Source organism: Ruegeria sp. D1(2025), assembly GCF_056536425.1.
In genome coordinates this window covers 1-13,426 of the sequence record NZ_JBQFPO010000006.1, presented here as the reverse complement: position 1 = coordinate 13,426, position 13,426 = coordinate 1, and the positions used below count along the sequence as shown (strand labels likewise).

Below are 13,426 nucleotides of genomic sequence, written 5' to 3'. Positions count from 1 at the left end.
GAAGCCCACTTTGTTAACGGGTCAAGGGCTTCGATGCGCCTTTTTAACCCGGCCCAACATAAACTTCTCGGCGGCGCGCTTTGACGGCCCTTGTAATGGTTGCCGTAATCATTGGATGTCTGCGCTTCATCCGGAAGCGTTTCATAGGCTTGACGTATCACCAGTATAAGATCGGCGTAACAATGCCGCCGTTCAGATCATGTGCTTGAACACAGGCTTCCGTATCAGAACTCCCGCCGTGCAAGGTTGGTCCAGAACGCAATTCCGTGGCTGATAGCGTCATCGTTGAAATCATATGACGGGTTGTGAAGCGGCATCGCGTTGTTCCCCTCAACCCCATTACCCATCAGGATGAATGCCCCCGGACGATGTGCAAGAAACTCGGCAAAGTCTTCCGAAAAACCGACCCGACCATAACTGGCGTTTATTCTGCCAACGTCACGGGCCGCGCCCGAAATACAATCGGTTGCCCCGTCGTCGTTCACCAGTGGTCGGAAGGAAGTCGAGTAATCAACTTGCGCCTCTGCCGCGTGCGCCGCGCATACACCGGCCACAATCGCGCGCATTCTGCGTTCTATGCTTTCAGACACATCCCCGGTGAACCCTCGGCAGTCCCCGCGCAGTGTTACATTGCTGGGTAGGATATTGCGCGCACCGTCCGTCAGGAATTCGGTGATGGAAACCACGGCGTGTTCGCTGGCAGGAAGCGAGCGAGAGACGATCGATTGCAATTGCTGCACAATCGCGGCCCCGACCACAATCGGATCGATGCCTTTTTCGGGCATGGAAGCGTGCCCGCCCCGACCCTGAATATGGATCTCGAAATTATCCTCAAACGCACAGAATGGCCCTGCCTGCGTCGCGAAATGACCAAGCTCCATTCCCGGCATGTTGTGAAGACCGAAGATTGCGGCCATGGGGAAGCGGTCGAACAAACCATCCGCGATCATCGCGGCGGCTCCATTTCCGTTTTCTTCGTCCGGCTGAAAGATGAAATGAATGGTCCGTTTCAATGATGGATCCGCCGCAAGTTCCAGCGCGGCCCCAAGCAGCATGGTGCTGTGACCATCGTGCCCGCATCCATGAAACTTGCCTTCCGTTTCAGAGCGATAGGGCAAGTTTGTCGCCTCATGTATCGGCAGGGCGTCCATATCGGCACGAAAGCCGATCGCAGTTTCATCGGGACCCCGTCGCAGGGTCGCGACGAGACCAGTCCGGCCAACCCCACGGGTGACTTCAAGCCCTGCGTCTTCCAACGCTGCTGCGATCTGTCCAGAGGTCCGGTCAAGATCGAAACCGGTTTCCGGGTTGGCATGCAAATCCCGACGAAATGCGGTGAGGTCAAGCATCGGCCACACTTCCTTCGGACAGGATGATCAGCGGCAGGTCGGCTTCAACCATCAAGCAGGCTGCCAAACCTGCCGCACCGGAAGGTGTCGTGGAGAAACCCAGGTCCTGGGCCTGTTTTACGGCATCCAAAGCCTGTTGGTCGCTGACCGTAACCCAATCATCGGCGCATTGTTTCAGGATATCCAGGGCCAACATGGACGGCGTCTTGCAATCGAGCCGCCCCATGTTTGATACCGGTCCTTCGACAGTGACGATCTCACCCGCCATGGCGCTTTCCTTGAGGCAAGGCGCGGCATTCGGTTCGACGACTATGATCTTTGGCTGAACCGGCCAGTTGGACCGGATCATGTAAGCGACCCCTGCGGCCAGGCCGCCAACGCCGGCCTGTAAAAATACATGGCTGGGCCAGGTTCCGGCAGTTTCCAGCGCCTGACGCATTTCTTCGGCAATGACGGTATACCCTTCCATAACCAGCCGGGGTGGTTCGGTGTATCCGGGCCAGGAGCCGTCGGCGAGGTGGATGGCGCCGGTTGCCTCGGCATCGGCAATGGCTTCCGCAACACTTTCCTCGTAGTCGTCGCCGGACCGAACTACCTCTGCGCCCTTGTCCCGCAGACGAATGGCGAAGTCCTCGGGCACCGTTTCGGCGAGGTGAATGCGGGCCGTTGCTCCGAACAGACGCGCGCCAGCGGCCACAGCCATGCCGTGATTACCTGCGCTGGCGCAAACAAAAGTCATCGAGCGTGCGATGTCCTTTACCGCGTCGTCCAAAAAGGCGTTTGCTTCTACGGGGTGGCCAACGCGCGCTTCGATCAGCTTGGCGACAGCATAAACACCACCGAGCGCTTTGAATGCGCCCAAGCCCATTCTGCCGGTTTCGTCCTTGATCAGCATCGGTCTTCCCTGGAAACTGCGGGTCTCCAAGGGGCTTGGTCTGTAGGCAGGGCATGCAGCAAGCAGAGCCAGCGGTTTTGCGACGTCGAGTATCTTTGAGTTTTTCATGGAGAGGGTTGTACGCGCAAACGATGATCTATTATGGTCAAATTTGCCAAATTTGCGGGAAATTTTCTCTAAATGATGAAGGTGTCGTGTGAAACTTGATCAGTTTGACCGAAAGCTGCTTCAACTGATGCAGGCCGATGCAAAGATGGGCCTCGAAGCCCTTGCGTCAGAGACGGGCTTGTCTGTCGCATCCGTACAAAGGCGTCTGAAAGCGCTCAGAACCTCGGGGGCCATTCTGTCCGAAGTGGCGATTGTTGACGCTAAAAAACTTGGCGTCGCGATGAGCTTCATTGTCATGGTTGAGCTGGAGCGCGAACGTCAGGATCAGATAGACGCGTTCTCACGACAGGTGCAGTCCGAGCCCATGGTCCAGCAGTGCTATTACATCACAGGAGACGCCGACTTCTGTCTGGTCTGCACTGCAAAGGACATGGATGATTTTCAAGAGCTTACGAAGCGGCTGTTTTTCGACAATTCAAACGTCCGTCGCTTTCGAACATCTGTGGTCATGGGACGGAAAAAAATCGGGTTGGGTATTCCGGTTGATGGCGAAGGGCCAGAGTGACGAAAGCCCTCGGGAAGTCGTTCTCTCTGTACGGCAAGGCTTGGGCAACCTTTGTTGAAATCTCTTGCCTTATAGACGCGTAAATCACGCCAAAGCTCGGAAGCGAATTCGGTTTTCATCGCCGGCTTCGATCAGCCACCGCAAATGCCGCTCATATCGCCGTCGTTTTGCTTTGGACGATGAATGGAGTGGCTTGCGACCCTGTTGCAGACTGGCGGTTCGAACACGCCGCTTGCCAAGTGTACAGTGGACAACGTTGCAAAGGACGGTGTCCGGCTGGGCAATCCCTGCGACTTCCAGACGTTCAACCGGGAAACTAACATGACGGCCTGAACGCTGACCTACGGCGGTAGTTATGTCGGATTTGACCACGGAATACCCGACAGCCATTCCTACATGGCTGCAAGGAATGCGCGCCCGCCCTTATCCGCACGGGTCAGCAGCCAGACATCCCGGAATGTAGGCGCGGTTTCCCGTGATTCGTCTGTGCCAGACGACAGCCTTTGCGACCCAACCAACGGTGGGAGAACGTGTAGGAAGGCAAGTCAGGTTTGGTGAAGACGGTTGAAACCAGTCCAAGTCAAAACAGTACTAACTGGTTTTTGCCGCATAGAACGAACAACCGTTTGAATCGCGCCCGCTGATTGCCAGTTTTTGGTCTGCGACAACCCCGTTGCTGCGAACACGCCCCAGCAGGAAGCCATAATTAATCTCACCCGACATTCGACGCCCCGACAGTCGGCCGTTGAATCGCCCAGTAAACCCTTGCGAGGTTTTCACCTGACCCGTGTAATTGCCGCCACCGACATGTCTGACCTTCATTGCACCCGTTATTTTTTGTTGTCCGATTTTGCTGCGGGTTCCGCAAGTTGTTGTGAAACGCCAGTTCCCCGACATTTCCGTTGGCCCAATCGGAATCGGGGGCGGAGGGTTGTAGAGGTCGCTGTTGTCGGGAAACGCCAGCCAGGACTGCAATTGCGCTTCCGACTGGATCCTGAGTGCTACCAGTTGGCTGGCTGAAAGGTAACCCGTTGCCGGAAAGCCCCGGCTTGCCTGCCATGCCTGTATTGCCCCTCTGGTCCCGCGACCCATAACACCGTCTATTCCATTCGGATCATGGCCCAGAACACTCAGCCGCGCCTGAATGTCGCGGATCGCCTGTTTGTCCAGCGCCAAAGCAGTTTCCGATTCAGCTGTACCATTTTCCGGCACCGGTTTCAGCGGTGGCAGCGGTCTTAGCGGCGGAAGCTGTTTCAGCGCAGGCGGAGCTTCCTGGAGCAATGCGGTCTGTGCCGCTGGCGCACCGGTTATGGTCAGGTTGCCCTGGCTGTACTTGGCTTTGTATAGTTTGCCTTCCATGCCATCCCGGAACGGCGCGCAACCCTCCAGCGCAGACGCGAAGAAAAAGTAGAACTGACGATGCGCGGACCGGGCGGCCGCCGGCGCGGTCATCACCGGCAACCCCACGATGTCGCCGGCTGGACCAACTTCGAATTCAATCTCAACGTCGATCTGAGGATCCTTTGAGATCGCTTTTCGGATGCAATCCGCAGCGGCCGCCAACTGCGCGGGGTCGTTAACCTGAGCGGTGGATACCCCATGAAAGCAAACCCAAAGCAGCAGGGGATAGACAAGAGTTGAAATTCGTCGTTTCGAGGTCTTGTTGCACGTCAGATTTGGCATATGTCTCCGCAAGAAGGTCTCCAAGGTTCAGCAGCTTTGCGTTCAGGGTAGCCGATTGTTCGCCTTGCAGCGATGCAAATCCGCTCTGTGGGACACTCTGACTTCGATCATCTCTGCCGTGGCTAGGTGTCATTGCGGTGTTGGGCAACCCTTCAAGACCGGACTTGTTTCCGAGGGCCTGCCGCAAACGCGAAAACAGGTTTTGCCCATCCGTCAGGATCATAACCGTTGGGATGCGCGCGTCTTTTTTAGTGTATCAGCGAAAGCCGCCGACACTTGTAACGTCGCCATCTCGTACTTTTGGGCACGTCCAACAGCGTGCCTTTTGACCTTTAAGACCAGGGCATGATCCCTGAATACGAACCGCGCGTGCTTACGGAATGCGCCATCTGCGCCAGTGTTGTCAGGTCAAAAACGGGAAGCTGCAGTTCTTCCTGAATCCGCGCGGCATAGGGCGGCAGATCGGTGCATTCCAGAACCAATGACCGGATGCCCGGGTCCTTCCGCTTCAGGTTCCGAACCGCTTGCATGACTTCATCTTCGATCAGATCAGTGTCCATACGCGTTCGCGTGTTGCGCAGGATCACTTCGGCAAATTCGGTGCTGTCCTCCAACCCTTGTACCGCGACCGGGATGCCCGCCGCACCTACACCCTCGAAATGTTTCGGCGTAAGTGCCGACGCATCTGCGGTCAGCACGCCCACTGGGGCATTTGCGCCGGTCATGTGAAACGCCAAAGGCACCTGTATCAGACTGGATGCAAAGACCGGGACGGAAACAGCAGCCGCCAGTTCCTTTTGAAAGAGCGCCAGAAAACCGCAACTGCCGGTGATGGCCCGTACACCCTCGGCCTCAAGGCGCCGTGCCCCGGCGATAAAGGGATCCAGCAGTTCCGGGGTCGGGTTTTTCAACAGGGTCGGGACGGTAACACCATCTATCATTTCGTACAGCACCGAAAACGGCAGGCTGGACGGGTTCTTGATATGACCCGGAGGTTTGGGGAAATAGCTCTCAAGGCATAAAACCCCTATCGAGGCACCACAGATGTTCTGGCCGCCTTCGTAAATTGGCATGGTCGTCAGCTCCTTTCGGATCAGAGGTTCAAAACCGGGCCAGTGAAAACGGGTCCAGGTCGATATTTGGGCTGCGGTCGGAGATGATGTCGGCCACAAGCTCGCCGGTTTTCGGTGCCATCATCAACCCATAGTGGGAATGGCCAAACGCCGTGTAGAGACCATCTTTTCCGTTCAAAGGTCCGATTGCGGGAAGGCTGTCCGGAAAGGACGGACGCCGCCCCATCCAGAACCTTGCGCCGCTTGTATCAAGGTCCGGAACCATGGACTTGGCTTGCGCGGTCAGTGTCTTTTGCTTTCCGGGATCGGCGGGCGCGTCGACGCTTGCGAACTCGGCTGTTCCCGCGACACGAAGGCCACCCTGCATCGAGCTTGCGACAACTTTTGCGTCCACATCCATGACCGAATTGTTCAGACTGGCGGAAGGCGTTGGAAACTCGACATGATATCCGCGCTCGGCGACCAGCGGGATCGACAAGCCAAGGGGTTTCAGGATTTCGGCTGACCAGACCCCGGCGGCCAAGACGACTTTTTCGGCATGAAGGGGCCCTTGCGTGGTAGCAAGCTGCCAACCGCCATCCTGCGCACGGCTCAGCCCTTTTAGCTCGGTTTGGACGATTTCTGCGCCCTGTATTCTGGCCTTGTCGGCCAGAACCGCAGCCAACCGCCCCGGAGATGTGACGCGTGCCTGACCCTTGATCACAATGGCAGCCTTGAAATCACGGCTCAGCGCAGGTTCGATACGCCGCAATTCGACGCCATCGATGCGGTCGAGGTCGCCTCCCTTTTCCCGCCGAATGAGGTAGTCCAGCCCATCCAGGTTGGCCTGTTCCGGATGGCGGAACGCGTGGACATAGAAGCTGTCGGTGATCAGATCCTCGTGACCGGTGCCCTGCAGATGCCGCCGGTACAGATCAATGGAAGGACGGCACAACAGCTCCATCGCATCCGAGATCTCACGCACCGTCTTTTCGCCGGAGTTACCCAGAAAGCGCATCCCCCAGGGAACCATCTTTGGCCAAAACGAAAGCCGGACAGACAGCGCGCTTTTTGGGTTCAGCAGCATAGCCGGCAGCTTTTTCCAGATCCCCGGCACGGCTTGCGGGATGATCGACCACGGAGAGACAACGCCTGCGTTTCCGAACGAGGTTTCCTGCCCCGGTTCGCTTCTGTCTAAAAGTCGGACGGGAATGCCGCGCTCCTGCAGGGACAACGCGCAACAGATGCCGACGATGCCAGCGCCGATGATGGTGACTTCTTTCGCCATGTTGTTATGCCGGGGAATGACTGCGGTTGCGGGTGATCATCTGGGTGACGATGACCGGAGAGGCCACGGCCAGCGCGATCAGATCAGCGGTCAGGCTGGGCGCGACAAAGATAACGCCTGCCAATGCCATCAAGACACGTGAGGCTATGTTCAGCGGCTTTAGCCAATATCCTACCACGGCGGCGGACAGGGCGATGACCCCTGCAATGCAGCTGGCGGCAGTGTAGGTGAACTCCCACAGATTGAACCCGGTTGACGACACAAACAGCAGAACCGGTGCATAGACAAAGGCCATGGGCGCGATGACTTTGCCAAGCCCAAGCGTAAAGGCGGACAGCCCGGTTCGGAACGGGTTGGAATTGGCAATGGCCGCGGCCGCATAGGCCGAGGTGCAGACCGGCGGCGTGATCTCGGACACCACACCGTAGTAGAGCACGAATAGGTGGCTGGCGATGGGCGGCACGCCCAATTGCGCCAACGCGGGCTGTGCGACCGAAACCAGCATGATGTATAACGCTGTGGTCGGGATGCCTGCGCCCATCAGGATGCAGACGATGGCGATGAAGACCAGTGAGATGAACAATTGCAGGTCTTCCATCGCAAATAGCTGGAAGCTGCCGAACGAGATCATGTTGTACAGATCCGCCGCCAGGTTGCCCGCGCCCTGCGTCACCATAAAACCGATGCGGAACCCGATGCCGGTCGTGTTGATCACTCCGACCACGATGCCAACGGCCGCAGCCGCCGCGCCAACTGCCAGCGAGTATTTCACGCCGAGTTCGACTGCTTGCAGCATCTCGGGCACTTCGATCCGTTTTTGCGGGTTCAGCGTGGCGATTACCGACAGCCCACACAGGATTGCCGTCATGGTCAGGTCGAAGCCACCATCCGAGAACTTCCAAAGCACAAAGGCCAGAAACGCTGCTGCATAGATCAGCGTTGGAGGTTGTTTCAGGCGCGACATTCCCGCGATGACGGCCAGCGATATGCCACAGAAGGCCGACATGAAGGGCGTATATCCAGTGAACAAAACCACCAGTAGACCGATCAGGGGCACGATATTGGCCCAACCCTCGGCCCAGACGGCCTTGAGCTGCGGCAGTTGCTCTTTCGCCAGACCTTTCAGGTTCAGCTTGCGTGCCATCAGGTGCACGACGGCAAAGACGCCGACATAGTGCAGGATCGCCGGGAAGATCGCCGCGATCACTATGGTGGTGTAGGGAACCTCGAGAAACTCGGCCATGATGAAGGCGGCTGCCCCCATGATCGGCGGAGTGATCTGGCCACCGGCCGAGGACGCGGCCTCGACCCCGCCTGCAAAATGGCCGGGGTATCCAAGGCGCTTCATGTTGGGAATTGTCAGCGCGCCGGTCGAAACGGTGTTGGCCACCGAAGAACCCGAAATCGTGCCGAAGAACGCCGAGGATACCACCGACACTTTTGCCGGACCGCCGGTATAACGGCCCGCCAAAATGGTTGCGTTGTCGATGAAAAGCTGTCCCAGCCCTGTGCGCTGGGCGATCACGCCAAACAGCACGAAATGGAACACGATGGTCGAAACAACCCAAAGAGTGACGCCGTAGATACCTTCCTGTGGGAAGTACATCGACGACACGAAGGTTTTGAAGTTCACACCGGGGTGCTGAAGCAGACCAGGGAAATAAGGCCCAAGCAGTGCGTATGAGATAAAGACACAGATGATCAGCGGCAGCACCCAGCCCAAAGTACGGCGCGCGATGTCCAGAACCAGCAGGATGATGATTACGCCCAAAATCACGTCGTACGTGTTGGGGTTGCCCATGCGGAAAGTCTGTTCCTCGATCCCGAGAAACGGAATGCCGCGCCATGCGAGTCCGACATACAGCGCAGCGATGATCCCCAGCGCCATGAAGACCAGGTCGTAGAGTGGGATGTTACCGATGCGGAAGCGGCTGACCTTGAGCGCATAGAGACTTTTGGCCCCGATAATCGGTATTGTCGCATAAACCAGAATGAACAGCAGGGCCAGATAGATGCCCATGTGCCAGTGATCGGCGGGCAGACCGAAACCGGCGGTGAAGAATTCATAGAATGCAAAGATCAGGGCGACGACTCGCAGAACCTTGCCGGTTGCGGGCGACACTTGCCGGACGGCGGCGCCTTCGTCGAATTGTTCTTCGATGGCAGCCAGTTCCTCGGCTGTCAGCTCGTGGTCATCAAGTTTCTGTGTCTCGGACATGATGGCCCCCTGATTGCGCGTGTTTCGAGTACCCGATGCCCCAGGCGGGGCACCGGATGATTGTGTTTCCTGAGATCGGATTACTGAAGAAGTCCGACTTCTTTATAGAACTTCTCGGCACCTGGATGCAGCGGAACACCCAGCGCCTCGACACCGTCCAGCGCCGTGTCGGGTGTGATCTGCTTGCCTTTGGCATGGCCATTGTCCAGCAACTTGCGCGTGTTGTCGTTCCACAGGGCCTTGGTCAGTTGATAGACCAGATCTTCAGATAGGTCCGAGGATACAACCAGCATCGCGCTGACCGCAGGGGTTTTGGTCTCGGTATCGATCCCTTCATAGACACCACCCGGAATTGCCGAGGGGATATAGGCCGGGATGATCTCGTTGATCTTCGCCAGATCCTCGTCCGAGAAGGAATGCAGGTTCATGCCTTTGGTCGAGGACAGCTGAACCATCGCGGCGACCGGCCAGCCCGCAGCATAGAAATAGGCGTCCAGTTGACCGTCGGCCAGACGCTCCGCGCTCTGGCTGTTATTCAGCTCGGCCTCGTCCATGTTGTCGCGGTTGACGCCCCAGGCGTCCAACATCTGCAGAACGGCCACCTGAGTGCCCGAACCCGCCTGCGCGATACCAACACGCTTGCCTTCCAGATCGCTCAGATCGTTGATCGTCGCTCCGGCTGGCAGCACCAGATGCAGGTCTTCGGGGAACAGGTTCGCCACGATGCGCAGGTTGGGGTGAGGTTTGCCCTCAAACTTGCCTTCACCCAGATACATCGAGCGCGTGACGTCGGCGGCGGCCAGACCGGCCTCCAACTCGCCATTTTGCACGGCCGCATTGTTAAAGACAGACGCAGTGGTGGATTGCGCAATCGCGATCAGACCGGGCACACCGCACTGGCCGCCTTCTTCACACGGGCGCGAACCCGGAGGGGCAGAAATCCCGTTTGCGATTGTGCCGCCGATGGGGAAGTAGGTTCCGCCAGCCCCGCCGGTACCGATGCGGAAAAAGGTCGGGTCCTGTGCCAGCGCCGGTGCGGCCAGCGCGCCAGCCAGAGCGATGCCTGCCAGGCATTTCGATAGTCTCATCGTTTCCTCCAAGTTGTGGATCATCGGATTCGGTTTGCCCGAAATTTGATCCCGCCAGCGTAGAGGGAATTCACATAAATACAAATTTGTTATATTTCACAAAACTTAAGTTTGGCTTATATAATTCACATGAATCTTACCCAACTGACCGTATTTCGCGAAGTGATGGAAACCGGCTCCATTTCTCAGACGGCGAAAAAACTGAACCGCACGCAACCAGCGATCAGCCTGGCATTGAAGAACCTTGAAAAGAACTTGGGTCTTACGTTGTTCGAACGCAAAGGGCGGCGTCTGGTGCCGGTTCCGGAAGCGCACTACCTTCTTGCGGAAACTACGGGTATCCTGGATCGGCTATCGACGATTTCCAGTACCATGGAAGGACTGATCAAAGGGCATTCCGGCAGTTTGAACATCGCCACAATGCCTGGTCCTTCGGCGTTTCTGTTCCCGCGGTTCATCAGCCAGTCGGTCGGGGAAAACCCCAATATACGCATCACGCTGTCCACACGCAGTTCGCCCCAGATCATGGAGCTTGCAGGTACCCAGAATATCGATTTTGGTTTCGCTGATTTTGAACACTCTGCCGGCAGAAAACCGCAATATTCAGCCGAACTCATCCGGGCTGACTGTTTTTGCGCCATAGACAGCGCACACCCTCTGGCGTCCCGGAAAAGCATAACGATTTCTGATCTGGACGGGATCCCCATGGGCGGGTTGCACGAAACCCATCCGTTCCAGCGTAAGATCCGGCAAGAGTTTCAGGACGAATCTGCAAACTACAAACCGACGGTGACCTGCCAGTACTTTCTTCCGTTGATCCCCTTCGTAAGTTCGGGTCAGTGCTGCACAATCGTTGATCCGCTGACCTTTGCCACCGAACGTGAACTGGGGCTGTCTCATGGGAAGGTTGCGTTTTTGCCGTTCGAAAACCCGCTCAGATATGAATACGCGATCCTTCAGCCTGACCACCGACCGGCGTCACAGCTCGCGCTCAAGATCAAAGCAGGCTGGAAAGCCGAAGTTTTGAAGAAACTGGAGGAAGTGGGGGCCAATCCCCGTGCAGAATGGGTTGATGAACCTGAAAGCAAGCAAGACTGAATAATCGTGATCATCAAAGGAGGGCGTCGAGCTGCCTTGCTACGATCACACCGCTATTCCTTTCTTTGTGCTCTGCCGGTCCAGGCGACAAGCTGTCATGTTCAGGAGTTAGGAAAGGCATTACTGAAGGCACATAACGGGTTCTGATCGGTCGCTGTGGCCGCTAAGCTGATTTGCAGGCGAGACTTTCCGAACGGTGAGAACGAGAATGAATGGTGCAGAAAGCCTGGTCAGAACACTTCTTGGGGCGGGTGTGGACACTTGTTTTGCCAATCCCGGCACCAGCGAGATGCATTTCGTGGCGGCTCTGGATCAGATCCCGGGGATGCACTGCGTTCTTGGCCTTCAGGAGAACGTTGTTACTGGCATGGCAGACGGCTATTTCCGGATAGCGCGCAAGCCAGCCTCGACCTTGCTGCATTGCGGTCCGGGATTTGCCAATGGAATGGGCAACCTGCATAATGCCCGCAGGGCGCGGTCGGGGATAGTCAATATCGTGGGCGATCAGGCCACCTATCATGCCAGGCACGATGCTCCGTTACAGGCCGACACGGACAGTATGGCGCGCACGGTGTCGAACTGGGTGCATACCAGTTCGCGATCCGATCAGGTCGGGGCCGATGCGGCCCGTGCCATTCAGGCAGCAAAAACTATGCCGGGGCAGATCGCCACACTGATCCTGCCTTCGGATGTCAGCTGGGATAAGGGCGGCAGGGTTGCCCATCCGCTGCCGGTTCCAGTCCCGGCAAAGATCGATCCTGCGGCTGTCGCTCAGGCCGCCCGCACCCTGCGGGTTGACGAAAATGTCCTGATCCTGCTGGCAGGCCACGGTGTGCTGACCCCCGCGCAGAGCCTGGCCTGGCGGGTGGCGCAGGCGACCGGCGCGGCGCTGATGGCAGATTTCGTCACGCCGCATCTGGCGCGGGGACGCGGGCGTCTGCCGTTGGTGCGGGTGCCCTATGACACCGACCTGGCGCGCGAAACGCTTGCGAATTTCAAGACCATCATTCTGGTCGGTGCCAAACCTCCGGTGGGGTTTTTTGCGTATCCGGGGAAATCCTCGACCCAATATGCCGACGACGCACGTTTCATTCGTCTGTCGCGCCCGGATCAGGACGCCGAAGCCGCGCTTCAGGCACTGGTGGATGAACTGAACGCGCCCGCCGTCGCGATCCCTGATCCTGGCCCTCGACCCGAGGCCCCTTCGGGCGCTTGCAGCCCGGAAGGTCTGGCGCAGGCAGTTGCGGCTTTGATGCCCGAGAATGCGATCATTTCGGATGAAAGCGTGTCCTATGGACGGGCTTTCTATCCGCACACCTTCGCGGCCCCAGCCCATGACTGGCTGCATCTGGCCGGAGGGGCCATTGGCGATGGCCTGCCGGTGGCCACCGGGGCCGCCATCGCGGCTAAAGGTGAACGCCGGGTGATCAGCTTGCAGGCCGACGGCTCGGCGATGTATTCGCTTCAGTCGCTCTGGACACAGGCGCGCGAAGGGCTGCCCTGCACGACGATCATCATCTCGAACCGCAAGTACCAGATATTGATCGGCGAATACGGCAATGTCGGTGCAACGCCGGGCCCTACGGCGATGGACATGCTGGACCTTGGCAAACCGGATCTGAACTGGGTCAATCTGGCCAACGGCATGGGGGTCGAGGCCGCAGTGGCCACCGATCTGGACCAGCTTGGCGATCTGATGCAGGCCAGTTTCGCAAGACTCGGTCCATTCTTGATCGAGCTGATCGTCTGATGGTGCCCGATACGTCGCCGCGCCTCGGGAGAGCAATAAGAATACGACATCTTAGAGCGCGGTGTTTGACCCTGTTGGGTCTAAGGCGTGTTAGGCGAGGGTAGAACAGAGCGAGAAGAACCGGTGGCGAACAGCGGTTTCGAACCTCAAAAACATACCCCTCGGGACATGCCAGATATACTGCAACCACCGTGGCAGAACGGCAGGCTGCAATGCGCGCCCCGATTGCAATCGAAGTATTAATGAACTAGTGACGCGCCATCTGTAGACATGGTGGATAGCTTAATGAAGATTCTGATCACGGGGGGCGCGGGTTTTATCGGGTCGCGGCT

General features: G+C 57.7%; 11 protein-coding genes. 4 read left to right on the top strand and 7 right to left on the bottom strand.

Annotation, left to right across the window (positions count from 1 at the left end; all coding sequences use genetic code 11):
- Window positions 1-224: 224 nt before the first annotated feature.
- Together ACR1XU_RS14780 and ACR1XU_RS14775 are read right to left on the bottom strand one after the other, a co-directional pair.
- Window positions 225-1,349, bottom strand: coding sequence for an amidohydrolase (locus tag ACR1XU_RS14780; protein ID WP_480908310.1), 1,125 nt, complete (start codon window positions 1,347-1,349; stop codon window positions 225-227).
- A complete protein-coding gene (locus ACR1XU_RS14775) occupies window positions 1,342-2,352 on the bottom strand; it encodes a pyridoxal-phosphate dependent enzyme (RefSeq protein ID WP_480908312.1) in 1,011 nt (336 codons plus the stop codon). The genes ACR1XU_RS14780 and ACR1XU_RS14775 overlap by 8 nt, the downstream gene beginning before the upstream one ends.
- A gap of 88 nt (window positions 2,353-2,440) precedes the next feature.
- Here ACR1XU_RS14775 and ACR1XU_RS14770 point away from each other — a divergent pair, with 88 nt between their 5' ends.
- Window positions 2,441-2,917 carry an Lrp/AsnC family transcriptional regulator gene (locus ACR1XU_RS14770; RefSeq protein ID WP_480908313.1) on the top strand — a complete coding sequence of 159 codons (477 nt, stop codon included), beginning with the start codon at window positions 2,441-2,443 and terminating at the stop codon, window positions 2,915-2,917.
- Between the two features lie 183 nt (window positions 2,918-3,100).
- Entirely contained in the window at window positions 3,101-3,250 is a 150-nt protein-coding gene (locus ACR1XU_RS14765) for a hypothetical protein (RefSeq protein WP_170611482.1), read from the top strand.
- 258 nt (window positions 3,251-3,508) lie between these two features.
- Here the strand turns inward: ACR1XU_RS14765 and ACR1XU_RS14760 are convergent, their stop codons facing one another.
- The 5 genes from ACR1XU_RS14760 to ACR1XU_RS14740 all read right to left on the bottom strand — a co-directional run bounded on the left by ACR1XU_RS14760 (window position 3,509) and on the right by ACR1XU_RS14740 (window position 10,246).
- Entirely contained in the window at window positions 3,509-4,600 is a 1,092-nt protein-coding gene (locus ACR1XU_RS14760) for a peptidoglycan-binding domain-containing protein (protein WP_480908315.1), read from the bottom strand.
- 332 nt (window positions 4,601-4,932) lie between these two features.
- Window positions 4,933-5,673 carry an aspartate/glutamate racemase family protein gene (locus tag ACR1XU_RS14755; protein WP_480908317.1) on the bottom strand — a complete coding sequence of 247 codons (741 nt, stop codon included), beginning with the start codon at window positions 5,671-5,673 and terminating at the stop codon, window positions 4,933-4,935.
- Window positions 5,674-5,701: 28 nt separating this feature from the next.
- Window positions 5,702-6,940 (bottom strand): NAD(P)/FAD-dependent oxidoreductase, encoded by a 1,239-nt coding sequence (locus ACR1XU_RS14750; RefSeq protein ID WP_480908319.1) that lies wholly within the window; start codon window positions 6,938-6,940, stop codon window positions 5,702-5,704.
- Between the two features lie 4 nt (window positions 6,941-6,944).
- Window positions 6,945-9,158 carry a TRAP transporter permease gene (locus ACR1XU_RS14745; RefSeq protein WP_480908321.1) on the bottom strand — a complete coding sequence of 738 codons (2,214 nt, stop codon included), beginning with the start codon at window positions 9,156-9,158 and terminating at the stop codon, window positions 6,945-6,947.
- A gap of 80 nt (window positions 9,159-9,238) precedes the next feature.
- Entirely contained in the window at window positions 9,239-10,246 is a 1,008-nt protein-coding gene (locus ACR1XU_RS14740) for a TAXI family TRAP transporter solute-binding subunit (protein ID WP_480908323.1), read from the bottom strand.
- 129 nt (window positions 10,247-10,375) lie between these two features.
- Between ACR1XU_RS14740 and ACR1XU_RS14735 the strand changes: the two genes are divergently transcribed.
- Window positions 10,376-11,344 carry a LysR family transcriptional regulator gene (locus ACR1XU_RS14735; protein WP_480908325.1) on the top strand — a complete coding sequence of 323 codons (969 nt, stop codon included), beginning with the start codon at window positions 10,376-10,378 and terminating at the stop codon, window positions 11,342-11,344.
- 208 nt (window positions 11,345-11,552) lie between these two features.
- Entirely contained in the window at window positions 11,553-13,094 is a 1,542-nt protein-coding gene (locus ACR1XU_RS14730; protein ID WP_480908327.1) for an acetolactate synthase large subunit, read from the top strand.
- The last annotated feature ends 332 nt before the right edge of the window (window positions 13,095-13,426 follow it).

Excerpts from the sequence above, each read along its gene's own strand:
- ACR1XU_RS14760 (WP_480908315.1), bottom strand. The coding sequence starts at position 4,600 with ATGCCAAATCTGACGTGCAACAAGACCTCGAAACGACGAATTTCAACT.
- ACR1XU_RS14730 (WP_480908327.1), top strand. The coding sequence starts at position 11,553 with ATGAATGGTGCAGAAAGCCTGGTCAGAACACTTCTTGGGGCGGGTGTG.
- ACR1XU_RS14750 (WP_480908319.1), bottom strand. The coding sequence starts at position 6,940 with ATGGCGAAAGAAGTCACCATCATCGGCGCTGGCATCGTCGGCATCTGT.
- ACR1XU_RS14780 (WP_480908310.1), bottom strand. The coding sequence starts at position 1,349 with ATGCTTGACCTCACCGCATTTCGTCGGGATTTGCATGCCAACCCGGAA.
- ACR1XU_RS14745 (WP_480908321.1), bottom strand. The coding sequence starts at position 9,158 with ATGTCCGAGACACAGAAACTTGATGACCACGAGCTGACAGCCGAGGAA.
- ACR1XU_RS14735 (WP_480908325.1), top strand. The coding sequence starts at position 10,376 with ATGAATCTTACCCAACTGACCGTATTTCGCGAAGTGATGGAAACCGGC.
- ACR1XU_RS14765 (WP_170611482.1), top strand. The coding sequence starts at position 3,101 with ATGGAGTGGCTTGCGACCCTGTTGCAGACTGGCGGTTCGAACACGCCG.
- ACR1XU_RS14740 (WP_480908323.1), bottom strand. The coding sequence starts at position 10,246 with ATGAGACTATCGAAATGCCTGGCAGGCATCGCTCTGGCTGGCGCGCTG.
- ACR1XU_RS14755 (WP_480908317.1), bottom strand. The coding sequence starts at position 5,673 with ATGCCAATTTACGAAGGCGGCCAGAACATCTGTGGTGCCTCGATAGGG.
- ACR1XU_RS14775 (WP_480908312.1), bottom strand. The coding sequence starts at position 2,352 with ATGAAAAACTCAAAGATACTCGACGTCGCAAAACCGCTGGCTCTGCTT.